Raw genomic sequence first — 23457 nt, 5'->3', positions numbered from 1 at the left:
CAGGAATCCGCCTGGCAGGGAACAGGTCCTGCCAGGGACTGCTGCCAGATTCCTGCTCTGTCCCCGGCCACCGGCCCCTTGGTCTCCTGAAGGCGGCGCGCCGGAGGGACCGGTGGCCGTCACGAAGATCCTGAAGGAGGTAGCACCCATGAAGAAGGACGTCATCAAGGGCGACAAGCTGTCCGCTGCCGAGCCGCACATCAAGATGCCGCCGATCGGAGTCACCGTTCGGATCCCGATCACGCTCCGCGCCCTCACGCCGGCCTGATGAGCTGACCTGGGCATCCACCGCCGGTCGTCCCGGGCACCGCTGCCGGGGCGGCCGGCCGCCCGCGAAGAAGAAGGAGAGGAGAGGACCACCGTGCGCGTGCTCCTGGTCAACATGCCCTGGTCACCGATCGATGTGCCGTCGCTGGCACTGGGCATTCTCAAACGGGCCGTCGACGAGAAGACCGACGGGCAGGCGGAGGTGCTGCACGCCAACCTGGAATACGTCGACTGGCTGGCCCGGCAGGGGGAGTTCGCCCTCGGCGACTACGAGTACTACTCGCTCGACTCCTACTTCCTCGGCTGCGGGGACTGGGTCTTCTCCTCCGCGCTCTACGACGACCCGCGGTGGCGCGAGGCCGAGTTCACCGAGCTGCTCGGCACCCACCTGGACGAGGACCGGCTGCGCCAGGCCATCGAACTGCACCGGCAGGCACCGCGGTTCGTCCAGGAGATCGCCGAGGCCATCGTCGCCGCGGCACCCGACGTGGTCGGCTTCACCTCCACCTTCCAGCAGAACATCGCGGCGCTCGCCGCCGCCAAGTACGTCAAGCGGCTGGCGCCGCGGATCGTGACCGTGCTGGGCGGCGCGAACTGCGACGGCGCGCAGGGCGAGGCGATGCACCGCAACTTCCCCTTCGTCGACCACGTGATCCGCGGTGAGGGGGAGGTGGCCTTCCCACAGCTGCTCAACGCGCTGACCTCCGGCCAGGACCTCGCCAAGGTGCCCAGCCTGTGCTGGCGCGACGGGTCCGGCCCGCGGGCCAACCCGATCAGCGCCACCCCGCTGCCGCCGGCGGCGATCCTCCGCCCCGACTACCGCGGCTACTTCGAACGGCTCGCCGCCTCGCACGCGCGGACCTGGACCGAGCCGAAGCTGGTGGTGGAGGGGGCCCGCGGCTGCTGGTGGGGCGAGAAGCACCACTGCACCTTCTGCGGCCTCAACGGCTCCTCGATGCGGTTCCGCAGCAAGCACCCGGACGACTTCTTCACGGAGATCGTCGAACTCGCCCGCGAGCACCAGGTGCTGGACATGTTCGTGGTCGACAACATCCTCGACATGGGTTACCTGACCACCGTGCTGCCCCGCCTGATCGAGACCGGCTACGACCTGCGGCTGCACATCGAGATCAAGGCCAACATGCGGCAGGCCCAGCTGCGGACGCTGGCCGACGCGGGGCTCATCTACGTGCAGCCCGGCATCGAGAGCCTCAACAACCGGGTGCTGGACCTGATGGACAAGGGCGTCAGCGGTTGCCAGAACGTCCGGATGCTGCGCGACGGTTCGGCCGCCGGCCTCTCGGTGGCCTGGAACTACCTGCACGGCTTCCCTGGCGAGCAGGACCGGGACTACGACGCGGTGATCGGCCAACTCCCGGCGCTGGAGCACCTCGACCCGCCCGGCGACCTGTCCGCCCGGATCGCCATCGAGCGGTTCAGCCCGTACTTCAACCGGCCCGAGCTCGGCTTCTCCGAGCTGCGCCCGGCCCTCCCCTACCGGGTGGTCTACGACCTGCCGGAGGACGAACTGCTCGATCTCGCCTACATCTTCGACGTTCCGCCGCGCGGCATCGGCGAGGAGACGGTGGCCCGGCTGAACGAGGCGCTGGCCGGCTGGCAGCAGAACCACGCGGCCAGCCGGCTGACCCATACCGACCTCGGCGAACAGATCGTCCTGGTGAGCAGGCGCCGGGCCTTCGACTGGACCGTCCTGGAGCTGTCCGACCCGCTGGAGCTGGCCGCCTTCCGGCTGCTCGACCAGCCGCACGCGCCCGCCGCCCTGGCCCGCAAGATCGCAGCCCGGCCGGGCTGCGCGGAGGTGGACCTGGCGACCGTCCAGGCGCTGCTCGACCGCTGGTCGGCCCAGGGCCTGGTCTTCACCGACAACGGCCAGTACGTCCAGGTCGCACCGCCGGCCGTCAACCAGGAACTGCTCAGGCTCGGTTACCGGCGGGCCCGCCAGGAGGCCGAGGACCGGCCGGCGGCCCCGCGCGAACAGGTACCGGCCTGACCGTACCCCGCTCGGACAGACCCCAACACCAGCAGGAGACTTGATGAACACCGTGGCACCCACCGCGCCGCCGCGACCGGCCACCGTGACGGTACGGGCCTGGCGTGACGTCGAGCCGGTCACGCTGGACCTGCCGTCGATGTCCCTCGGCACCGTCGGGGCCGAGGGCCCGAGCGGGCCCGCCGCCCAGCGGCTCTGGGACCTCGGCGCCCGCCGGGTGGCGATCCCCGGCACAGTGGACCTCGACGGGACCGACCCGGCCGCGGCCGCCCGGACCGTCCACCAACTGTGCCTGATCCGGGACCTGACCGCGCACGCCGTCCAGGTGGACTGGGCGCTCCGGCCGGGTCCATGGGCCGACGCCTGGGAGGAGCTCAGCCACCTCCAGCCGCCGACCACGCTGCTCGGCCTGGCCGACACCGACCCAGCACTGCGGCTGTGGACCGACACCCACCACATCGGCAAGTGCCTGTGGCGCAAGGGCCCGGGGTTCATCCAGATCCGCGACCGCCGCTGGGGCGAACTGCGCCGCTTCACCGTCGACGAGCCGCAGTACCAGGAGGTCATCGAGCGCCTGGTGGACGGCGCCCCGCAGAGCGAGCTGCCCGCTGCCGTCCTGGCCGATCTGCGGGGCGAGCAGTTGGTCGGTCAGGTGGGTGAGCTGGTCTGGTGGCTCCCCTACCGGGTCCGGCGCTGGGCGCACGCGCCGATCGTGCTGTGAGCCCAGCCGGTGGGCCCAGCGGCCGCGCCCGGCGTCAGGCGGTGGCGACGGCCTGTGCCACGGCCGACTGACCCGACACCAGCTCCACCGTGCGTCCCACCAGTGGTGCCGGGTCGGCCAGCAGCGCGGCGATGACGGCGGCCACGTCGGCGCGCGGGACCGCGCCACGGCCGGTCGAATCAGCCAACCGGACCAGCCCGGTGGGTGCATCGTCGGTCAGCCGGCCGGGGCGCAGCACCGTCCAGTCCAGGCCCGGGCGAGCGCGCAGGTCGTCGTCGGCCGCGCCCTTGGCCCGCAGGTAGGCGCCGAAGACGGGGTCCGCGCCGTCCCCGGCCCGGGCGTCGGCACCCATCGAGGAGAGCATCACATAGCGCCGCACCCCCGCCTGCTCGGCACCGTCGGCCAGCAGGACGGCGGCCCCCCGGTCGACCGTGTCCTTGCGCTCGGCACCGCTGCCCGCCCCCGCACCGGCGGCGAAGACCACCGCGTCGGCGCCGGCGAGGACCTGGGCGACCTGCCCGCGGTCCGCGGTCTCCAGGTCGAGCAGGACCGGCTCGGCGCCGCGCTCCCGCAGGTCGGCGGCCTGCTCGGGACGGCGGATCAGGCCCACCGGCCGATCCCCGCGCTCGGCGAGCAGCCGCTCCAGGTGGAGCGCGATCTGACCATGGCCTCCGGCGATGACGATACGCATGGCGGCCACGTTAGCGGGCGAGCGCGCCACAGCCGGGATCTGATGCCGTGTCAGCACCGGGTGGCGCCCGGCCGGCTCCCCCGGTCAGGGGCATCGACCGGCCCCCGCGCGGCGCGGCGGCCGACCGCGCCGGCGGCACGCCGGAAACCCGTTGGCCCCGCCCGCCCCGGCGCTGGCATGCTGGGCGGTGTGGAGCACAGCGAGAAGATCGAGCCCGTGGCGACCACCACTGCCGTCGAGCAACCCGAGGTCCGGGTCGAGGTGGCCGACGAGTTGCGCGTGTTCCTCCCCGCGGCACGCCGGACCGGCCGCTCGGTGGTGCGCACCGACGGCGCCGCCACCCTCGGACACCTGGTGGAGTCGCTCGGCGTGCCGCTGACCGAGGTCGGCGAGCTGCTGGCCGACGGACACCCGGTGCCCGCCGGGCACCTGCCCCGGCACGGCGAGCAGATCACGGTGCACGGCGTGCCCCGGCCGCAACCGCTGCCCGGCCCGCCCCGCTTCCTGCTCGACGTCCACCTCGGCACCCTGGCCCGCCGGCTGCGGCTGCTGGGGATCGACGCGGCCTACGAGAATCCCGACATCGGCGATGCCGCGCTCGCCGCCCGCTCCGCCGCCGAGCAGCGGGTGCTGCTCTCCCGCGACCGGGGCCTGCTGCGGCGGCGCGAGCTGTGGGTCGGCGGGTACGTCTACAGCCACCGCCCGGACGAGCAGTTGCGCGACGTGCTGTCCCGGTTCGCGCCGCCGCTGGCCCCGTGGACCAGGTGCACGAGCTGCAACGGGGAGCTGCGGCAGGCGGCGAAGGCCGCCGTGCAGGAGCAGCTGGAGGACGGGACGGAGCGCTCCTACGACGCCTTCGCACGGTGCGCGGACTGCGGGCAGGTCTACTGGCGCGGCGCGCACCACGCCCGGCTGACCGCGATCGTGGACGAGGCGCTGGGCGAGTTCGGCCACCGGCCGGAGCCCGGCCCGCGCCCGAGTACGGCCCCGACCCCGACCGCGACCACAGCCGGCTGACGCTTCCGCCCGGCGCTTCCGCTCACCGGGACCAGGAGCTACTCTCCGGTAACGAAACCGGCGCCGGGATCCGCCCCGGCGGCGGGTCGCCGAATCGTGGAGTGACCCGTGCCCGCATCCCCGCCCCGACCCGGCGCGCGGCCCTCGGCCTCCCCCCGGTCCGAGCGCTCCCCGCGGCTGCTCGGCGGCCTGCTGATCGGCGCGGGCGTCACCCACCTCGTCGCGCCCCGCCCCCTCGACGCCATGGTGCCCCGCGCACTGCCCGGCAACCCGCGCGCCTGGACCTACGCGAGCGGGGTGGCCGAGCTCGCGATCGGGGCGGCCGTCGCCGCCCCGCGCACCCGCCGGCTGGGGACGCCGGCCGCCGCCGGACTCTTCGTCGCCGTCTTCCCGGCCAACGTCAAGATGGCCGCCGACTGGCGCGGGCGCCCGCTCCCGCTGCGCACCGCGGCGCTCGCCCGCCTGCCGCTCCAGGTCCCCCTGGTGCGCTGGGCGCTGCGCGTGCACCGCACCGCGCGCACCGACCGCGCCTGATCCGACGCACCGTCAGGTCAGCACCCGGACAAGGCCCCGGTCCACGTCCCGCAGCCGCGGGCGCCCCGCCAGCGCCATCGCCTCCGTCAACTCCTCGCGCAGCAGCGCGAGCAGGGCGCTCACCCCGGCCTCGCCCGCCACCGCCAGCCCCCACAGCGCGGGGCGGCCCAGCAGTGCCGCGTCCGCGCCCAGCGCCAGCATCTTCAACACATCGACCCCGGTGCGCAGTTCGCCGTCCACCAGCACCGCACAGCGCCCGCGCACGGCAGCCGTGATCTCCGGCAGTGCGGTCACCGCCGGTATCGCGCCGTCGAGTTGGCGGCTGCCGTGGTTGGAGACCACGATGCCGGCCACCCCGGCGTCCACCGCCCGCCGGGCGTCCTCGCTGGTCAGGATGCCCTTGAGGACCAGCGGCAGCGAGGTCTGCCGGCGCAGCCAGCCGAGGTCGGACCAGGTGACCGAGGCGTCGAACTGCTCCCGGGCGTGCCGGACGATGGCCGACCGGCCGTCCTGGCGGACGTGGCTGGCGGTCATCAACTCCGGGTCCAGATTGACCGCGTGGACGTGCTCGGGCAGCGCGAAGGCATTGCGGTCGTCCCGCAGCCGCCGGGCCACCCGGGGCGCGTCGACGGTCAGCACCAGCGCGCCGAAGCCGGCCGCCTCGGCCCTGGCGATCAGCTGGATCAGCGCCTCGCGGCGGCGCAGCCAGTAGAGCTGGAGCCAGCAGGGGCCACTGCCGGCCGCGGCGATCTCCTCCAGGGTCCGGCTGGCGAACATCGAGGCGATGAAGAGCGCGCCCCGCGCGCCGGCGGCCCGGGCGGTGGCGACCTCGCCCTGCGGGTCGCAGAGCCGGTGGTAGGCCATCGGCGCGATGCCCACCGGCATGGCCAGCTCGGCGCCGAGCAGTTCGGCGCCCGGATCCACCTGGTCGACGTCGACCAGCACCGAGGGCCGCAGCCGGACCCGGTCCAGCGCCTGCCGCACCGCCCGCGGCAGCGCCTCGGAACCGCTGGCACCGGCCAGGAAGTCCCAGACCGGTGCGGGCAGTCGGGCCCGCGCCGGCTCCTCGTACTCCGCCACGGTCAGCAGCCGCGCCAGCGTCTGCTCCCGTGCGTGCTCGCTCCCCTGCGCCGGCACCCGCCCTGTCGTCGGCATCTGCGTCACAGTCCACCATCCCTGCCCCGTCCACCGCAGCAATCATCCTGCATGCGAATGGATCTGACGATGAGTCAGCTCGCTACTCTCCTCCGATCCGCCGCCCGGCGAAAGCCCGCCCCACACCCACCACGCCAAGCCCCCCAGGACCCGGCCGCACGCCCTGCCCGACCGGGGCCACCGACCGGGGCCACCGACCGGGGCTACCGACCGGGCAGCTCCTGCTCGGTCCAGATCGTCTTGCCCGAGGCGGTGTAGCGGCTCCCCCAGCGGCTGGTCAGCTGCGCCACCAGGTAGAGCCCGCGCCCGCCTTCGTCGGTCAGCCGGGCCCGGCGCATCCGCGGCTGGGTGCTGCTGCCGTCGGAGACCTCGCAGGTCAGCATGTCCGCCCGGATCAGCCGCACCACCACCGGGCCGCCGGCGTAGCGGATCGCGTTGGTGACCAGCTCGCTGAGCACCAGCTCGGTGGTGAAGGCCAGCTCCTCCAGCCCCCAGGCGACCAGCTTCTCGGTGGCGTCCTCGCGCACCCGGCCGACCGACGCCGGGTCGGGCTCGACCGACCAGACGGCGGTGTCGGCCGAAGGCACCACCTTGGTGCGGGCCAGCAGCAGCGTCACGTCGTCGTGCAGCCGGGTCGGCGCCAGTCCGCCGATGATCCGCTGCCCGGCCTCCGGCAGCGGCAGCTCCTGGGCCCGGACCGCGGCCAGCCGCCGGGTCAGCTCGGCCATCCCGCTGTCGATGTCACCCTCGCCGCGCTCGATCAGCCCGTCGGTGTAGAGCGCGAGCACACTGCCCGGTTCCAGCACCACCCTGGTGGACTCGAAGGGCAGGCCGCCCACGCCCAGCGGCGGTCCCGGCGCCACCGGCAGGAACTCGGTGCTGCCGTCCGGGTAGGCGACGGCGGGCGGCGGGTGGCCGGCGCTGGCCACCGTGCAGGTCCGGGCGACGGGGTCGTAGACCGCGTACAGGCAGGTCCCGCCGAACGAGCCGGGCTCCGGCCTGGCGGCCCGGGCGGCGGCCCGTTCCTCCTCGCCGTCCGCCCAGTGGTGGCCCTGGACCCCGGCGCCGTAGCGGCCCGGGTCCAGCCCCTCGGCCTCCAGGTCCACCTCCCCGTCGGCCGCCAGCGCCGCTTCCACCAGCAGCTGGGCCACCAGGTCGTCCAGGTGGACCAGCAGTTCGTCCGGCTCCAGGTCCAGGTCGGCCAGGGTGCGCACGGCGGTGCGCAGCCGGCCCATGGTGGCGGAGGCGTGCAGGCCGTGCCCGGTGACGTCGCCGACCACCAGTGCCACCCGGGCCGAGGAGAGCGGGATGACGTCGAACCAGTCGCCGCCCACGCCGCCCACGGTGTCGGTCGGCAGGTAGACGCTGGCGGTGCTGACCGCGGCGACCGAGCGGACGGCCGGTGGCAGCAGGCTGCGCTGCAGGCCGATCGCGGCGCGGTGCTCGCGGGTGTAGCGCCGGGCGTTGTCCAGCGCGAGCGCGGCGCGGGCGGCGATCTCGCGCAGCAGCGTGTGGTCCTCCTCCTCGAAGGCCTCCTTCCAGTGGTCGCGGCGCACCCCGATCCGGCCGAGCAGCAGGCCGCGGGCGATCAGCGGGGCGGTGATCAGCCAGGGCTCGCCGAGGCCGGCGGCCGACCCGGCCGCCTCGGTCCCGTCCGGGCCGACCTGCACGCTGTCCCCGGTGGCCGGCACCGCCTCGGGCGGCCCGGCGACGGCCGTGCGGCGCAGCAGCAACAGCCCGTCGCGGTCCGGGGCCGGCTCCTCACCGGTGAAGACCGCGGGCGCCACCTCCACCACCACGACGTCCGCGAAGTCGCCGACCAGTACCTCGGCCAGCTGCTGGGCGCTCTCGGTGACCGACAGCGAGCGCCCGGTGGCCACCGTGGCCTGGTGCAGCAGCTCCAGGCGCCGCCGGGTCCGGTACTGCTCGGTCACGTCGTTGAAGAGCGCGGTGAGGCCGATCACCGCACCGTCGGAGGCTTGCAGCCGGAACGCGGAGATCGCCATCATCCGGCCGCCGCGCGGATCCACCACCGTCCTGGCCAGCTCCTCGGCCAGCACCAGCGGCTGCCCGGTCTCCATCACCTCGCGCAGGTGCTGCTCGACGGCGGCGGCGTCCTGCGGCTGCAGGAAGTCGGCCAGCCTGCGTCCGTTGAGGGTGACCGGCATGCCGGAGTAGGGCAGCAGATGGGTGTTGGTCCGCACGATCCGCAGGTCCTGGTCGAAGACCACCAGCCCGAGCCGGTCCTGCAGGAAGAGCTCGCGGGTGAACGCCTGGTCCTGGCGCCAGCGGTCCGCGGTGCTGGCCCGGGCGCCGAGGACGATGTACTGCGCGGCGGAACGGTCGCGGACCCGGTCGCCGAACGGCGCGCCGCGCAGCACCAGCAGCCGGACCTCCAGCGCGAGCAGCCGGCCGTCGCCGCTGTGGACACTGACCCGCCCCGCCCAGATGCTGCCGCGCCGCGCGTACCCCTGCGGCCCGGCCGAACTCGACGGTCCGGCCGGCTCGACCGGTGCGGCCAGCAGGTCGCGGACCCGGCGCCCGCGCAGCACGCCCGCCGGGATGGACAGCAGCGTCTCGGCGGCCGCCGTGCAGTCCATGATCCTGCCGCCGCCGTCGACCAGTACCCCTGCCACGCCGTCGAGGAACGGGAAGCGGGAGTCGTCCATGCCGTCCACCTCGCCCGGTCGCGCTCTCTCCTCATCCTCCATCGGACTTCCCTTTTCGGCGCTGCGGCGCTCCGGGCGGTGACCGGACACCACCTGCGGGGCGACGCTCGGCGGCCGGACGGCGACGCTCAGTGGCCGCCCGCGTCGAGCACCTCGACGTCGGAGATGTTCCGCTCGATCTCGGCCGCCGGCAGCGCCACGGCCAGCGCCCAGTAGTAGACGACCAGCGAGAAGACCGCGATCACCAGGATGTCCCACCACAGCGGCAGGTGGTGGGCGGCGCCCACGCCGAACTGGCCCTGCCAGGAGACCACGCCCATGCCCACCAGGTAGACCGGCAGCCACTGGCCGGCCCGGAAGTCCATCCGGGGCGCGCCCGGCAGCCCCTTGGCCTGGGCGTAGGCGGCGTAGGAACCCAGCAGCAGGTAGCCGAGCAGGATCGAGGCGCCCAGGCGCCACAGCGTGTCCCAGCCGGACCAGTAGATGACCAGACTGGCGATGACGAAGGCGAGCGGCGAGACGAACTCGCCGGCGGGCAGCCGGTAGGGCCGCTCCAGGTCGGGGAAGCGCTTGCGCAGCACACCGAAGGCCAGCGGCGCCCCCGCGTACATCAGCACCACCGCCGAGGTGATGAAGCTGACCAGCCGCTGCCAGCTGGGAAAGGGCAGGAAGCAGAGCACGCCCGCCACGAAGGCGACCAGCAGGCCGGCCCAGGGCACCGCGCGGCGGTCGGTGGCCTGCATGGCCTGCGGCGCGTAGCCGTTGCGGCTGAGGCCGTAGGTGATCCGGGAGCTGGAGGTGATGTAGACCAGACCGGTGCCGGCCGGCGAGATGATCGCGTCGATGTACAGCACGGTGGCCAGCCCGCTCAGCCCGATCAGGGTGGCGAGCCCGGCGAACGGGCCGCTGATGCCGTGGTAGGTCAGGTTGCCCCAGCCGCTTGCGAAGGTGTCCGGGGGCAGCGCACCGATGAAGACCACCTGGAGCAGGATGTAGACCAGGCTGCCGATCATCACCGACCCGAGCACCGCGCGGGGGATGTCGCGGCGCGGGTGGGTGCTCTCACCGGCCCACTGGATGGCCTGCTCGAAGCCGAGCAGCGCGAAGATCACGCCACTGGTGCTGATCGCCGAGAGCACGCCGCGGGCGCCGAAGGGCGCGAAGCCCTGCGAGGTGAAGTTGGAGCCGTGGAACTCCTTCGCCCCGAAGATCAGGATCGTCACCACCGGCACGGCGACCTTCCACCAGGTGGCCGCGCTGTTGGTGCGGGCCAGCCACTTGACGCCGAGGAAGTTGATCGCGACGAAGATCGCGAGCAGCACCGCGGCGATCGCGAAGCCCGAGCCGGTCAGCGTCTGGTCCTTGTTCTGGAAGCCGTCCGCCCAGCTCCAGTGCCGGGCGTAGCCGATCATCGCCTGCACCTCGATCGGGGCGATGGTGGCGGCCTGCAGCCAGGTGAACCAGCCGAACGACATGCCGGCGAAGCCACCGAAGGCGTAGTGCGGGTAGCGCGCGGTGCCGCCGGCCACCGGGAAGAGGCCGCCGAGTTCGGCGTGCACCAGGGCCAGCAGCACGATGGCCACCGCGCCCACGCCCCAGGACAGCAGCGCGGCCGGCCCGGCGGCCGTGACGGCCTTCTCGGCCCCGAAGAGCCAGCCGGATCCGATGATCGCCCCGACCGACGCCCACAGCAGGCCGAGCATGCCGACCTCGCGGCGCAGGGCGTGCCGGGGGGAGTTGTTCGGGGGCGCCGGAGCGGGCGTTGCCATGGCATGGGCCTCTCGGACGACGGCAGGGTCAGCCCGACGCTGCCGCAGAACGGCCCCGGCCCGCGTGCCGCACGCCGAACGGGGGGTGCCATCGCCAGCCGTCCGGCCTAGCGGTCGACCAGCCGACGTCTACTGAGATGGATGTGACGGAATATCACATCAGCAAGCGTTGATTTGAGCGCCGCGGCATGCCAGGCTCGTCCCAGCCCCGCCAGGCGCCCGTCACACACCCTCCGACGTAGCCCCGCCACGCACCTCACGCCACCTCACACCACCGCGCGCCACTGCTCGCCGCCGTGCGCGCCCCCAGTCCGGCCTGGGCCGGGAACCATTCCCCTGCCCGGCCCAGGCCCTCAGCCCTCAGCCCTCAGCCCTCAGCATGCGGCATCAGCGAACCGACTCGGCGTCAGCTCGGATCGCGCTCCGCCGAGGCCGCGCGCTGCGCCTCCGCGGCCAGCACCGTCGCCAGGCCCTCGTCGCGGATCCGCCGGTCGAGGTAGAGCAGCCCGTCGGTGAGCGGCAGCAGCGGCGCGGCCAGCGCCGTCGCCAGCCCGTAGGCGAGCAGCACACAGCCGATCAGGAAGAGCACACCGAAGGGCGTGGGCACGCTCTGGGTGACGCTCCCGCCGTACTGGTCGATCCGATCGGTCGTGCTGGTGGTGGCCGACATGACCACCACGCCGATGATCATCGCGGGCACGGTGAGCACCTGGGCGGCGAACGAACCGATCATCCGGACCACGTACGGGATGCCCAGACTGCGCCACCAGGAGCCCTTGTTGAGCCGCCAGGCCCGGCGGATCGCCGCCACCGGCCGCTGGTTCTCCAGCACCACCACCGGCACCAGCAGCGCCAGCCGCACCGCGGCATAGCCGCCGAACACCGCGGCGGGCACCAGCAGACAGGCGAGCAGCACGCCGAAGACGGCCGCACTGCCGGTGGCCAGCCCGATCAGCGCCGCGGGCACCACCGCCGCCAGCAGGCCGCCCAGCGCGGCCAGGCCCAGCAGCAGTTGGGCGCGGGCCACCCGCCCCAGGTAGGGACGGCTCTCCGACCAGAGCCGGCCGGCCGTCACCCGCCGGCCGATCGCTGCGTGCCGCAGCACTGCCGTGCTCACGGTGCTCGCCACCAGCGAGAACCCCCAGAAGCAGCAGAGCAGGACAAGCACCCCGACGACCGCCGTGACACCCACGGTGGCCGCCTGATCGTCGGTCAGCTGGTAGTCCACCTGGTTGCGGGCGTCGTCGATGATGCCGCTGACCGCGCTGTAGCCGACCGCCAGACAGACCCCGCAGAGCCCGAGCACGACCAGCGCCGCGACCGACAGCGGGATCAGCAGCGGCTTGGCGTACTGGCGCAGGGTGCGGAAGACACCGCTGATCACCTCACCGATGCCCAGCGGGGTCAGCGGTATGACGCCGGGCCTGGGCGGCGGCGGCCGGTAGCCCCAGGCGAGGCCGGGCGGCGGCCAGCCACCCTGGTACGGCGCGGGGCCGGGGTACGGTCCCGGGCCCGGGTACCGCGCGGGATCCGGCCGGCGCACCGGCTCCGCGTCCGGATCCGGTGCCCGCCACACATCGTCGGCGCTCATCGCTCTGCTCTCCCCCGTGGTGCTCCGCCCGTGAAGCACCAGAGCGTACGGGAGCCGCCCACTGCGCACAGCCCCGGGGTTGCCGGGCCGGTGTACCGGCCGCCACCAGCGCCGACGCGCTCTCGGCAGCCGGTACGGGCGCGGTGGTCACCCCGTGCTGTACCAGTCCCAGGGCAGCAGCCCGTGGTTCGGCAGGTGCGCCTCGCGGGTGCTGATGGTGATCAGCGGGCGGTCCTTCCAGATGCTCGCGTCGTTGGAGCGCAGGCACAGCTCGGTGCGAGCGTGGTCGGTGTTGGCGACCAGCACGAGCACCGTCTCCTTGCGCAGGTGCTCGAAGACCGCGCGGTCCGGATCGGTCAGCACGGCGCGCAGCCGGGCCCGGTCGGCCAGCCGCAGCCGGCCCCGGTCGCCGTAGCCGAGCGGCCGGGCCTCGGCGGTCGTTCTGGCCACGCCCCGAGCGAGTATCAGCAAGGGCAGCAGGGTGGGGATCCGGCCCGGATCGGTGACCCCCTCCCCCTGGGCCGCGCGATAGATGGCCAGGCCCAGCAGCGTGCGCACGGCCTCCAGGTCGCCGCCGGCGACTCTGGGGTCATGGCCGGCGGCCCAGCGGGTCAGACCGAGGGCCCAGTACATCGACACCTCCAGCGCCGAGGCCTTGCCCATCAGCGCGGAGTCCACCTCCCACCACCAGTGCGGATCGCCCTCGGCCGCTTCGACGGCCGGCTCCAGCTCGTGCACAGCCCACCTCCCGGTGCGCCCGCCCACACCCGGGCCCGGGCGCGCCCTTCTATCGTGCTGCGCACGCGCCGCGGTGTCCGTCGATCGGGCAAACCCGCGCACCGGGCCGGCCGGGCCGCCGCACCGGCCCGCCCGGCCCGGTTTCACACCCCTGTTCCGCCCTGGGCTCAGGGGGTCTGGCCGTAGAAGTGCTCCACGTGCAGCTTGACCACGAGCCGGCGATCGCGGACCATCGCGGCCCGGTAGTCGTCCCAGTCGGGGTGCTCGCCGTCGAGCGTGCGGTAGAGGTCGATCAGTTCCTCCACCGTGTCGTCGTCGGGCGCCGCGGCCACCGGCGTCAGCTCGGCGGTGCCCTCGGCCACCGCCCAGGTCCAGAAGTCCTCGCTGGTCGCGTACAGGCTCGCCCGCGGGTCCCGGGCCAGGTTCTTCGCCTTCACCCGGTCCGCCGTGACGGAGACCCGGATCAGCTCCTCGGCCGGGTCGAAGGCGTAGCGGATGTTGGACAGCTGCGGCCGCCCGTCCCGCTTCAGGGTCACCAGCACCCCGTTGGTCCGGGAGGCGAAAAGCTCACGGATCTTGGCATCGTCGGCCATGGGCCTCTCCTCTGCGTCGAGTTGACGGTTCTTCGGTCGATGACGGTTCCAGCGCCCAACCTAGCTGCGGACAGTGGGCCGCCGGGCGGCTTGGGTGCCGACCGGGCGGGCGGACCTGACGCAGTACGCGCAAGAGGTGTCGGTACAGAGCATCGCGCAGCTTCCGTGATTCTTGTGTGACGTGTGCGATGCGGGGTTGTTATCGGAGTGATGATCCGTCTAGTCTCCCTGCAACCCGCCTACGCGGGTGCCCGGACGAGGTACGCCGAGTCCTGCCCACCGCGCTCCGGGTCCTCGATCACCGACCTCTGGGCAGGGGCGGGGGACCCAGGTTTCAATGCCGTCCCCAACACGGCTAGGGGTGAAGCCGTCCACCGGATCCGTCCGGGCGGACGGCCGGGCCAGCCTCCCGGCCCGAACCCGACAGCTCACCTCGCAGGCGTGCGGAGAGGGATGTTCCATGGGCATATCCGGGGTGTTCTCAGGCCCGGGCCGGCACCGCCGCCCGACCCAGACCGAGCGCGCCGTGACCGCCGCGACGGTGGCCGGCGTCGGCGTCGCCCTGCCGCTGCTCACCGCGACCGGCGCGCACGCCGCCCCGGTCAGCACCTGGGACTCGCTCGCCCAGTGCGTCACCGGCGGCAACTGGACCGCGGACACCGGCGACGGCTACTACGGCGGACTGCATCTCACCCAGCGCCAGTGGGTCGCGAACGGCGGCGACCAGTACGCGGCGCAGGCCTCGCACGCCACCCAGGCGCAGCAGATCGCCGTGGCCGAGCAGTTGCTCGCCGGCCAGGGTCCGAGCGTCTGGGGCAGCTGCGCGGCGGTGGCCGGGCTGACCGCGCCGACCACCAGCACGCCGGTGAGCACGCCGACGCCCGCGCCCCCGGCGACCAGCACGCCGGCCCCGGTCGGCACGCCCACGCCCGTCGGCTCGCCCGCGCCGGTGACCGCGCCCACCACGGCGCCCACGCCCGGCTCCACGCCCACGACGACGCCCACCACCCCGGCGCCGCCCACCACCCCGGCTCCCGGTACGCCGAGCGCCGGCGCCCCCGGCACGGGCATGCCCAGCGGAGCGCCGACGGCGCCGACCACCGCACCGTCCACTGCTCCGACCAGCGGCCCGACCACTGCGACCGCTGCGCCGACCCCGAACGCGCCCGCGCCGGGCACCCCGGCGCCCAGCACCAGCCCGAACCCGACGGCGACCACGCCCCCGGCCGCTCCGACCGCCCCCGGCCCGCAGTCGAGCAGCGCACCGAGCACCCCGTCCCCGCTGGCCCCGGCCCCCGGCAGCGCGCAGACGCCGACCGGCGGCACCACCCCGATCGCCCCCGTGGCACCCGCACCGACCGCGCCCGCGGCCCCGGTCGGCCCCACCGGCCAGGTGGCCCCGACCGGCCAGAGCGACGCCGGTCAGGGCTACACCGTGCAGAGCGGCGACTCGCTCTGGGCCATCGCGACGGACCACCACGTCGACAACTGGCAACAGCTCTACCAGCAGAACCTCGGCACCGTCGGTGGCAACCCCAACCTGATCTTCCCCGGACAGCACCTGCAGCTTCCTTCCTAAGGCCTGTCCGGCGGTGCCCGGTGGGCGGTCACCGGGCACCGCCGGGCACCGTCAGAATGGAGCCATGTCCCGACGCAGCAACCGCACCCGCGCGGCCGAGCCCGCCCCCGTCACCGCGCCCGCCGCGAGCGACGGATCAGTCCCCTGCCCCTGCGGCCTGCCCGCCGCCTACGCCGACTGCTGCCGCCGGCTGCACCGGGGCGAGGCCCAGGCGGCCACCGCCGAGCAGCTGATGCGATCGAGGTTCAGCGCCTTCGTGGTCAACGACGGCGCCTATCTGCTGCGCAGCTGGCACCCGCGGACCCGCCCTGCGGTCGTCGACTTCGACGCGGGGCTGCACTGGCGGCGGCTGGAGATCCTGGGCAGCACCGAGGGCGGCGCGTTCCACCAGGAGGGCACCGTCGAGTTCGTCGCCCACTACGTCGAGCAGAACCTCGACGGCCGGCTGCACGAGAAGAGCCGCTTCGTGCGCCACGAGGGGGCCTGGGTCTACCTGGACGGTGTGATCACGCCGACGCAGGCCTGAGCCGACCGCCGCGACCGCCTTCGCCGCCGTCGCCACCGCCGTCGCCCGAGCCGTCGCCACCGCGAGAGCCTCGGCCACCGATAAATTGCGTGCTGAAAGCTTCGGCTGCCGACTAGTTTGCGCGTATGGACCTCACCGCCAGCGCCGGCACCACCCGACTCAACACCAAGGCGGTGGCCGCGGCCACCGTCTCCGTCCTGCTCTGGGCCTCCTCCTTCGTGGCGATCCGCTCCGCCACCGAGCACTACGGCCCCGGCTCACTGGCCCTGGGCCGCCTCGCGGTCGGCTCGGTGGCGCTGCTCGCGATCTGGGCGGTGCGGGGCGAGGGCCTGCCGCCGCGCGCCTCCTGGCCCGGCATCGCCCTCTGCGGCCTGCTCTGGTTCGGGCTCTACATGCTGGCGCTCAACTGGGGTGAGCAGAAGGTCGATGCGGGCACCGCCGCCATGCTGGTGAACATCGGCCCGCTGGTGATCGCGCTGCTCGGCGGCTGGCTGCTGCGCGAGGGGTTCCCGCGCCGGCTGATGATCGGGATGGCGGTCTCGTTCGCCGGCGCCGTGGTGGTGGGCCTGTCCAAGTCCGGTGGCAGCGGTGCCTCGTATCTCGGCGTGCTGCTCTGCCTGCTCGCCGCGCTGCTCTACGCGGCCGGCGTGGTGGCCCAGAAGCCGGCGCTGCGGCATGCGACTCCGCTGCAGGTCACCGCCTTCAGCTGCCTGATCGGCACGGTGGTCTGCCTGCCGTTCGGCGGCCAGTTGACCGGCCAACTCGCCCACGCCCCGGCCTGGGCCACGCTCGACCTGGTCTACCTGGGCCTGTTCCCCACCGCCCTGGCGTTCAGCACCTGGGCCTACGCGCTCTCCCGCACCACGGCGGGCCGGATGGGCGCGACCACCTATGCGGTGCCCGCGTTGGTGGTACTGATGTCCTGGGCGGTGCTGGGCGAGGTGCCGGCGGTGCTGACCCTGCTCGGCGGCTGCCTCTGCCTGGGCGGCGTCGCGCTCTCCCGGCGGCCCTGACCCACCGTCCGCGTCCGCACCCGACCCGCCCGCTCTGCCCGCGCCACCCGCGCATTCACCCCCCCGTCGTCACCTTCACCAGAGGACTTCCCGTGCAGCTCTCCCTTGAGGACCAGCACCGCCGCGCGCTCGCCTTCCGTGAACTCCACACCGGCCCCGGCGCGTTCGTCGTCGCCAACGCCTGGGACGCGGGCACCGCGCGCCTGCTCACCGACCTCGGTTTCGCCGCGCTCGCCACCACCAGCGCGGGCCTGGCCTTCTCGCTCGGCCGGGCCGACGGCGCGGACCTGGTCGACCGCGCCGAGGCGCTGGCCAACGCCCGGGCCATCGTCAGCGCCACCCACCTGCCGGTCGCCGCCGACCTGGAGAGCGGCTTCGGCGCCGACGCCGAGGCGATCGCCGCCACGATCGAACTGGCCGCCGAGGCGGGCCTGGTGGGCGGGTCGATCGAGGACGCCACCGGGGACCCGCAGGCGCCGATCCACTCGTTCGAGGTGGCCGTCGAGCGGGTGGGCGCGGCCGTGGCGGCGGCCCGACGGCTGGACCTCCCGTTCACCGTCACCGCCCGCGCGGAGAACTTCCTGCACGGGCGCCCCGACCTGGCCGACACGGTGCGGCGGCTGCAGGCGTTCGAAGCCGCGGGCGCCGATGTGCTCTTCGCCCCCGGACTGCCGGACGCCGAAGCCGTGCGCACCGTCTGCGCGGCGGTCTCGCGGCCCGTCAACGTGCTGGCGGCGGGCCCGCTCGCCGAGTTGACGGTGCAGCAGCTCGGCGAGTTGGGCGCCCGGCGGATCAGCGTCGGCTCCGGGTTCTCCCGGGTCGCGCTCGGCGCGGCCAGGCGCGCGGCCGACGCCGTCCTGCGCACCGGCAGCTTCGCCGCGCTCGCCGAGGCGTTGCCGTTCGGGGAGGCCAACGCGCTGATGGCCGGACCCGCCACGGACTGACCCGGCATCGGCCCGGCGGCCGAGAGTGAGTTGCGTTTCCAAACCTACACACAGTAGCGTGCCGCGGCATGCGTATAGTTGGAAATCCAAACTCGCGACCGAGTGGCTCCCGTGCCGTCTTCCTCGTCGTCACCGCCGCCGTCTTCGTCTCCAACCTCGACCTCTTCATCGTCAACGTCGCGCTGCCCGCGATGAACCAGCACTTCCACGGCAGCACGCTGACCTCGCTCTCCTGGGTGCTCAACGGCTACGCCATCGTCTTCGCCGCCCTGCTGGTGCCCGCCGGGCGGCTGGCCGACCGGGTCGGCCACCGCGGGGCCTTCCTGGCCGGGCTGGCGCTGTTCACCCTCTCCTCCGCGCTCTGCGCGCTGGCGCCCGGCGTCGACTGGCTGGTCGGCGCCCGCCTGCTGCAGGCGCTGGGCGGTGCGCTGCTGATGCCCACCTCGCTCGCGCTGCTGCTGGACGCCACCGAGCCGCAGCGGCGGCCCGGCGCGGTCCGGGCCTGGGCGTCGATCGGCGGGATCGCGGCGGGGCTGGGCCCGGTGCTCGGCGGGGTACTGGTGGAGGCCGACTGGCGCTGGGTCTTCCTGGTCAACCTGCCGATCGGGGCGGCCGCGCTGGTGGCCGGCCTGCGGGTGCTGCCCCGACCGCGCGGCCGTGGCCAGGGCCCGTGGCCCGACCTGGTCGGCGTGCTGCTGTTGACCGCCGCCATCGCGCTGCTCGCGATCGGCCTGGTGAAGTCGGACAGCTGGGGCTGGGGATCGGCCCGGGTGACCGGCAGCCTGGCCGCGGCCCTCGTGCTGGCCGGCGGCTTCCTGCTGCGCTCCGCCCGGCACCCGGCCCCGGTGGTCGAGCTGCCGCTGCTGCGGGTGCCGGTCTTCGCCGCCGCCAACGCGACGGCGCTGCTCTTCACCGTCGCGTTCTCCGGCATGCTGCTGACCTCGGTGCTCTGGTGCCAGCAGGTCTGGGGCTACTCCGCGCTGCGCACCGGGCTCGCGGTGGCGCCCGGGCCGCTGCTGGTGCCGCCGATCACGCTGGCCACCGGGCCGCTGCTGCGCCGCCTGGGGCACGGCCGCCTCGCGACGCTCGGCCTGCTCTGCTTCACGGCCGGGATCGCCTGGTGGGTCGCGACGGTGCGCACCACGCCCGGGTACGCGGCCGACCTGCTGCCCGGCATGCTGCTCACCGGCGTCGGGGTCGCCCTCACGCTGCCCACGCTGATCGGCGCGGCCGCCGCCGCGCTGCCGCCCACCCGGTTCGCCACCGGCTCGGCGGTGACCACGATGGGCCGGCAGATCGGCGCGGTGGTCGGGGTCGCGGTGGTGGTGAGCGTGCTGGGCACCCCGCACAGCGCGCGGCAGGCGCTGGACGCCTTCCGGCACGCCTGGATCGCGGTGATCGTCGCGACCGTCCTGGCGGTGGTCACCGCCCTCGTGCTGGCCGCCGTGCAGCGCCGGGCGGGCTCGGGCGCAGGCGCGGGCACCGGAGCGGCCGCCGACGCGTCCGGTGCCCCGGCGCCGGCCGGCTCCCGCTGAAGCAGCCGAAGGGTTTCCCGTTTCCCGCCCGATGGGCAACGGGAAACCCCGGTGTCCCGGTGGACCCCGGCCGACCTCGGTGGAAAGCTCGAAGGGCCAGATCTCCACCGAGTCTCTCCACCGAACCCCACCTCTCCTGCGCGCAATCGAGGAGCACCGGCATGTCCGAGCGAGCACCATCGCGGGCGGGGGCGGCCGGGCGGGCGCCCGTCGCCGATCGCCCCGAGCAACTGCGCAATGTCGTCCTGGTCGGCGTCAGCGGCTCCGGCAAGACGACACTCACCGAGTCCCTGGCGCTGGCCGCCGGGGCGCTGACCCGGGCGGGCCGGGTCGACGAGGGCAGCACGGTCTCCGACCACGAGGAGATCGAGCACCAGCAGCAGCGTTCGGTGCGCCTGTCCCTGGTCCCCGTCGAGTGGCAGGGGGTCAAGATCAACCTGCTCGACCCGCCCGGCCACGCCGACTTCGCGGGTGAGCTGCGGGCCGCGCTGCGCGCCGCCGACGCCGCCGTCTTCGTCGTCTCGGCGACCGATCCGGTGACCGGTCCGGTGCGCGCGCTCTGGCAGGAGTGCGCGCTGCTCGGCCTGCCGCGCGCCATCGCCGTCACCCATATGGATGCAGCCAGGGCCGACTTCGACGCGGTGCTGGCGGCCTGCCGGGAGGCGCTCGGTGACGGCCGCCCGGAGTCCGTGCAGCCGGTGGACCTCCCCGTGCGCAGCGAGGGCCGGCTGCGCGGCACCGTGGAGCTGCTCTCCGGCGAGACGCACGGCCAGGCGCAGCCCGCGCCCCCGACCGGACCGGCCCGCGAGCAGCTGGTGGAGGCCATCGCGGGCGAGGACGACGAGCTGCTGGAGCGCTACGTCGGCGGCGAGCCGCTGGCTCCGGGCGCACTCGCCCGCGGGCTGCGCGGTGCGGTGCTGCACGACGCCATCCACCCGCTGCTGCCGCTCGGCGAGGACGGCACCGGGGCGGTCGACCTGCTCGACCTGATCGTCTCCGCCTTCCCCGCCCCGAGTGACCGCCCGTTGCCCGAGCCGCTGGGCACCGAAGCCGTGCAGGTCGACCCTGGCGGCCCGCTGGTGGCCCAGGTGATCCAGAACACCGGCGACCCGTACGTCGGGCGGCTCAGCCTGGTCCGGGTCTTCTCCGGCACGCTCCACCCCGACCTGCTGGTCCACCTGGCCGGCCGCTCCGCGGGGCCCGCCGCCGAGGCAGCGGGTGGCGAGGGCGCCGCCGACGAGCGGATCGCCGGCCTGACCAGCCCGTTCGGCAAGCAGCAGCGCCCGGTCCCGCACGCGGTGGCCGGCGATCTGGTCTGCGTCAGCAAGCTCACCACGGCCCGGGTCGGTGACACCCTCTCGGACCCGGCCGCCCCGGTGGTCCTCGCCCCGTGGGAGCTGCCGGAGCCGCTGCTGCCGATCGCCGTCGAGGCGCACAGCCGCAGCGACGAGGACAAGCTCTCCCAGGGCCTGGCCCGGCTGGCCGCCCAGGACCCAACGGTCCGGGTCGAGCAGAACCCCGCCACCGGACAACTGGTGCTCTGGTCCACCGGCGAGGCGCACATCGGTGTGCTGCTGCACCAGTTGGGCGAACAGTTCGGCGTCCAGGTCGAGCGGGTGCCCTACCAGGTCGCGCTGCGCGAGACCTTCGGCGCGGCGGCCACCGGGCACGGCCGGCTGGTCAAGCAGTCCGGCGGCCACGGCCAGTACGCGATCTGCGAGTTGCTGGTGGAGCCGCTGCCCGGCGGCACGGGCTTCGAGTTCGTCGACCGGGTGGTCGGTGGCGCGGTGCCCCGGCACTTCATCCCCTCGGTGGAGAAGGGCGTGCGGGCGCAGCTGGAGCACGGCGTGGGTGACGGCTACCCGCTGGTGGACGTGCGGGTCACCCTGGTGGACGGCAAGGCCCACTCGGTCGACTCCTCGGACTCCGCGTTCCAGTCGGCGGCCGCGCTGGCCCTGCGCGACGCCGCCGCCCGGACCACCGTGCGCCTGCTGGAGCCGGTGGCCGAGGTGAGCGTGCTGGTCCCGGACGAGTACCTGGGCGGGGTCTTCAGCGACCTGTCGGTGCGCCGCGCGCGGGTGCTCGGCACCGAGGCGGCCGGGGCCGGGCGGAGCCTGCTGCGTGCCGAGGTGCCCGAGCTCGAACTCACCCGCTACGCCGTGGACCTCCGCTCGCTCACGCACGGGACCGGCTCGTTCACCCGCACACCGCTGCGCTACGAGCCGATGCCGAGCGCCCTGGCCGACAAGGTCGCCAAGCCCTCGGACTGACCACCTCACCCCGGCCTTCCGTCACCCCTGTTCTGCCGTCACCCACGCTCTGCCGTCACCCCCGTTCTGCCGTCACCCCCGCTCTGCCGTCACCCGTGCCCCGCGAGCAGCCGAACCGCCTCCTCGCGCATCTCGACCTTGCGCACCTTGCCGGTCACGGTCATCGGGAACGCCGCCGCCAGGTGCACGTACCGGGGGATCTTGTAGTGCGCGAGCCGGCCCGTGCAGTACTCCCGCAGCGCCTCGGCCGTCAGCTCGGGCGCGTCGGCCCGCAGCCGGATCCACGCCATCAGCTCCTCGCCGTACTTCTCGTCGGGCACTCCGACCACCTGGGCGTCCAGCACATCGGGGTGGGTGAGCAGGAACTCCTCGATCTCGCGCGGGTAGATGTTCTCGCCGCCGCGGATCACCATGTCCTTGATCCGCCCGGTGACGGCGAGGTAGCCGTCCTGGTCCATCACCGCGAGGTCGCCGGTGTGCATCCAGCCCTGCGGGTCGAGGACCTCGGCGGTGCGCTCGGGCTCCTCCCAGTAGCCGAGCATCACCGAGTAGCCGCGGGTGCACAGCTCCCCCACCGTGCCGCGCGGCACGGTGGCGCCGGTGCCGGGGTCGACCACCTTCACCTCCAGGTGCGGGCCGACCCGCCCGACGGTTGCGATCCGCTGCTCGAAACCGTCCTGCGACCGGGTCTGGGTGGAGACCGGCGAGGTCTCGGTCATGCCGTAGCAGATGGACACCGCGCCCATGTGCATCTTCTCGATCACCTGCTTCATCACCTCGGCCGGGCAGGGTGAGCCGGCCATGATGCCGGTGCGCAGCGAGCCGAGCTCGTGGTCGGCGAAACCGGGGTCGTTGAGCTCGGCGATGAACATGGTCGGCACGCCGTAGAGCGAGGTGCACCGCTCGGCGGCGACGGCGGCCAGCGTGGCGGCGGGGTCGAAGGTGGGCGCCGGGATGACCACGCAGGCGCCGTGCGAGGTAGCCGCCAGATTGCCCATCACCATACCGAAGCAGTGGTAGAACGGCACCGGCACGCAGATCCGGTCCCGCTCGGTGTACTCGCACAACTCGGCCACGAAGTACCCGTTGTTGAGGATGTTGCGGTGCGAGAGGGTGGCGCCCTTGGGGAACCCGGTGGTGCCCGAGGTGTACTGGATGTTGATCGGGTCATCCGGCCGCAGCCCGGCCTCCACGGCCGCGAGCACCGCCGGGTCGCCCTGCCGACCCGCGGCGAGCAGTTGCTCCCAGGAGTCCTCGCCGAACAGCAGCACCTCGCGCAGCCGCGGGCAGTTCGGCCGGGCCTCGGCCAGCATCGCCGCGTAGTGCGAGGTCTTGTAGCGCGCCGTCGCCGCCACCATGCGGGCCCCGGACTGGCGCAGCACGTACTCCAGTTCGTGGGTGCGGTAGCCCGGGTTGATGCTCACCATGATCGCGCCGATCCGTGCCGTCGCGTACTGCAGCAGCACCCACTCCGCGCGGTTGGGCGACCAGATGCCGACCCGGTCACCGGGCCGCACGCCCTGGGCGAGCAGGCCGAGCGCCACCACGGCCACGTCGTCGGCCAGCTCGCGGTAGGTCCAGCGGCGCCCGGCCGGGACGTCGACCAGCGCCTCGCGCTCGCCGAAGGCGGCCACCGTGCGGGCCAGGTTGGCGCCGATGGTCTCGGCCAGCAGGGGCGGTTCGGTCTCACCACGGGCATGGCTGAGGTGGGCGTCGGCGGGCATGGGCAGCTCCAGCTGAGGGTGGAATGCAGGAAACGAGGCTGCCCTACCCCACCGCGGCCCCGACCATGCACCTCTTGACGCGTGCCAGGGCCGAACCGGCCCTGCACCGC

The 23457-nt window shown here is 74.1% G+C and carries 18 protein-coding genes and 1 riboswitch; of the genes, 10 read left to right on the top strand and 8 right to left on the bottom strand.

The window, feature by feature from the left end; translation table 11 throughout:
* The first annotated feature begins 361 nt into the window (after positions 1–361).
* Both ACFZB9_RS27100 and ACFZB9_RS27095 read left to right on the top strand, forming a co-directional pair.
* Positions 362–2278, top strand: coding sequence for a RiPP maturation radical SAM C-methyltransferase (locus tag ACFZB9_RS27100; RefSeq protein ID WP_391451345.1), 1917 nt, complete (start codon positions 362–364; stop codon positions 2276–2278).
* Between the two features lie 43 nt (positions 2279–2321).
* Entirely contained in the window at positions 2322–2999 is a 678-nt protein-coding gene (locus ACFZB9_RS27095) for a DUF5825 family protein (RefSeq protein ID WP_391451344.1), read from the top strand.
* 34 nt (positions 3000–3033) lie between these two features.
* Here ACFZB9_RS27095 and ACFZB9_RS27090 read toward each other — a convergent pair whose 3' ends face one another.
* Positions 3034–3690 carry an NAD(P)H-binding protein gene (locus ACFZB9_RS27090; protein ID WP_391451342.1) on the bottom strand — a complete coding sequence of 219 codons (657 nt, stop codon included), beginning with the start codon at positions 3688–3690 and terminating at the stop codon, positions 3034–3036.
* A 189-nt stretch (positions 3691–3879) separates the two neighbouring features.
* Between ACFZB9_RS27090 and ACFZB9_RS27085 the strand changes: the two genes are divergently transcribed.
* Both ACFZB9_RS27085 and ACFZB9_RS27080 read left to right on the top strand, forming a co-directional pair.
* A complete protein-coding gene (locus ACFZB9_RS27085; protein ID WP_391451341.1) occupies positions 3880–4707 on the top strand; it encodes a Mut7-C RNAse domain-containing protein in 828 nt (275 codons plus the stop codon).
* 108 nt (positions 4708–4815) lie between these two features.
* Positions 4816–5241: a hypothetical protein gene (locus tag ACFZB9_RS27080; RefSeq protein ID WP_391451340.1), complete on the top strand. Its 426-nt coding sequence runs from the start codon at positions 4816–4818 to the stop codon at positions 5239–5241.
* Between the two features lie 12 nt (positions 5242–5253).
* On the opposite strand, the gene ACFZB9_RS27075 is transcribed toward ACFZB9_RS27080, so the two are convergent.
* The 6 genes from ACFZB9_RS27075 to ACFZB9_RS27050 form a co-directional block, all read right to left on the bottom strand.
* Positions 5254–6396 carry an alpha-hydroxy acid oxidase gene (locus ACFZB9_RS27075; RefSeq protein WP_391451338.1) on the bottom strand — a complete coding sequence of 381 codons (1143 nt, stop codon included), beginning with the start codon at positions 6394–6396 and terminating at the stop codon, positions 5254–5256.
* A gap of 203 nt (positions 6397–6599) precedes the next feature.
* Complete coding sequence (locus ACFZB9_RS27070; protein ID WP_391451336.1) at positions 6600–9107, bottom strand: SpoIIE family protein phosphatase; 2508 nt, start codon at positions 9105–9107, stop codon at positions 6600–6602.
* An 86-nt stretch (positions 9108–9193) separates the two neighbouring features.
* Positions 9194–10834, bottom strand: a complete 1641-nt coding sequence (locus ACFZB9_RS27065; RefSeq protein ID WP_391451334.1) for an APC family permease — start codon at positions 10832–10834, stop codon at positions 9194–9196.
* A gap of 406 nt (positions 10835–11240) precedes the next feature.
* The gene (locus ACFZB9_RS27060) at positions 11241–12425 is read right to left on the bottom strand and encodes a hypothetical protein (protein ID WP_391451333.1); all 1185 of its coding nucleotides are present in this window, start codon (positions 12423–12425) and stop codon (positions 11241–11243) included.
* Positions 12426–12572: 147 nt separating this feature from the next.
* Positions 12573–13163 carry a hypothetical protein gene (locus ACFZB9_RS27055; protein WP_391451332.1) on the bottom strand — a complete coding sequence of 197 codons (591 nt, stop codon included), beginning with the start codon at positions 13161–13163 and terminating at the stop codon, positions 12573–12575.
* Between the two features lie 167 nt (positions 13164–13330).
* Positions 13331–13756 carry a PPOX class F420-dependent oxidoreductase gene (locus ACFZB9_RS27050; protein WP_391451330.1) on the bottom strand — a complete coding sequence of 142 codons (426 nt, stop codon included), beginning with the start codon at positions 13754–13756 and terminating at the stop codon, positions 13331–13333.
* 289 nt (positions 13757–14045) lie between these two features.
* A riboswitch (cyclic di-AMP (ydaO/yuaA leader) is annotated at positions 14046–14214 on the top strand.
* A gap of 68 nt (positions 14215–14282) precedes the next feature.
* On the opposite strand from ACFZB9_RS27050, the gene ACFZB9_RS27045 reads away from it, so the two are divergent.
* From ACFZB9_RS27045 to ACFZB9_RS27020, 6 genes are all read left to right on the top strand, one after another.
* Positions 14283–15335: a transglycosylase family protein gene (locus ACFZB9_RS27045; RefSeq protein ID WP_391451328.1), complete on the top strand. Its 1053-nt coding sequence runs from the start codon at positions 14283–14285 to the stop codon at positions 15333–15335.
* 64 nt (positions 15336–15399) lie between these two features.
* Entirely contained in the window at positions 15400–15861 is a 462-nt protein-coding gene (locus ACFZB9_RS27040; RefSeq protein ID WP_391451326.1) for a YchJ family protein, read from the top strand.
* A gap of 125 nt (positions 15862–15986) precedes the next feature.
* Positions 15987–16874 carry a DMT family transporter gene (locus ACFZB9_RS27035; RefSeq protein ID WP_391451324.1) on the top strand — a complete coding sequence of 296 codons (888 nt, stop codon included), beginning with the start codon at positions 15987–15989 and terminating at the stop codon, positions 16872–16874.
* Positions 16875–16966: 92 nt separating this feature from the next.
* On the top strand, positions 16967–17818 hold the full coding sequence (locus tag ACFZB9_RS27030; protein WP_391451322.1) for an isocitrate lyase/phosphoenolpyruvate mutase family protein: 852 nt from the start codon (positions 16967–16969) through the stop codon (positions 17816–17818).
* A gap of 68 nt (positions 17819–17886) precedes the next feature.
* Complete coding sequence (locus tag ACFZB9_RS27025) at positions 17887–19353, top strand: MFS transporter (protein ID WP_391451320.1); 1467 nt, start codon at positions 17887–17889, stop codon at positions 19351–19353.
* A 161-nt stretch (positions 19354–19514) separates the two neighbouring features.
* Positions 19515–21623, top strand: coding sequence for an elongation factor G-like protein EF-G2 (locus ACFZB9_RS27020; RefSeq protein WP_391451319.1), 2109 nt, complete (start codon positions 19515–19517; stop codon positions 21621–21623).
* Positions 21624–21712: 89 nt separating this feature from the next.
* Here ACFZB9_RS27020 and ACFZB9_RS27015 read toward each other — a convergent pair whose 3' ends face one another.
* A complete protein-coding gene (locus ACFZB9_RS27015) occupies positions 21713–23347 on the bottom strand; it encodes an AMP-binding protein (RefSeq protein ID WP_391451317.1) in 1635 nt (544 codons plus the stop codon).
* Between the last annotated feature and the right edge of the window lie 110 nt (positions 23348–23457).

Source organism: Kitasatospora sp. NPDC008050, from assembly GCF_042957465.1.
Taxonomy (GTDB): domain Bacteria; phylum Actinomycetota; class Actinomycetes; order Streptomycetales; family Streptomycetaceae; genus Kitasatospora.
Note: the sequence above shows the minus strand (reverse complement) of the source record. Positions and strands in the feature narration are given on the sequence as shown.

What these genes read in the sequence shown, in the direction of transcription:
- ACFZB9_RS27095 (WP_391451344.1), top strand. Translation starts at nt 2,322, where the DNA reads ATGAACACCGTGGCACCCACCGCGCCGCCGCGACCGGCCACCGTGACG.
- ACFZB9_RS27020 (WP_391451319.1), top strand. Translation starts at nt 19,515, where the DNA reads ATGTCCGAGCGAGCACCATCGCGGGCGGGGGCGGCCGGGCGGGCGCCC.
- ACFZB9_RS27065 (WP_391451334.1), bottom strand. Translation starts at nt 10,834, where the DNA reads ATGGCAACGCCCGCTCCGGCGCCCCCGAACAACTCCCCCCGGCACGCC.
- ACFZB9_RS27050 (WP_391451330.1), bottom strand. Translation starts at nt 13,756, where the DNA reads ATGGCCGACGATGCCAAGATCCGTGAGCTTTTCGCCTCCCGGACCAAC.
- ACFZB9_RS27015 (WP_391451317.1), bottom strand. Translation starts at nt 23,347, where the DNA reads ATGCCCGCCGACGCCCACCTCAGCCATGCCCGTGGTGAGACCGAACCG.
- ACFZB9_RS27070 (WP_391451336.1), bottom strand. Translation starts at nt 9,107, where the DNA reads ATGGAGGATGAGGAGAGAGCGCGACCGGGCGAGGTGGACGGCATGGAC.
- ACFZB9_RS27035 (WP_391451324.1), top strand. Translation starts at nt 15,987, where the DNA reads ATGGACCTCACCGCCAGCGCCGGCACCACCCGACTCAACACCAAGGCG.
- ACFZB9_RS27040 (WP_391451326.1), top strand. Translation starts at nt 15,400, where the DNA reads ATGTCCCGACGCAGCAACCGCACCCGCGCGGCCGAGCCCGCCCCCGTC.
- ACFZB9_RS27060 (WP_391451333.1), bottom strand. Translation starts at nt 12,425, where the DNA reads ATGAGCGCCGACGATGTGTGGCGGGCACCGGATCCGGACGCGGAGCCG.
- ACFZB9_RS27090 (WP_391451342.1), bottom strand. Translation starts at nt 3,690, where the DNA reads ATGCGTATCGTCATCGCCGGAGGCCATGGTCAGATCGCGCTCCACCTG.
- ACFZB9_RS27025 (WP_391451320.1), top strand. Translation starts at nt 17,887, where the DNA reads ATGCGTATAGTTGGAAATCCAAACTCGCGACCGAGTGGCTCCCGTGCC.
- ACFZB9_RS27075 (WP_391451338.1), bottom strand. Translation starts at nt 6,396, where the DNA reads ATGCCGACGACAGGGCGGGTGCCGGCGCAGGGGAGCGAGCACGCACGG.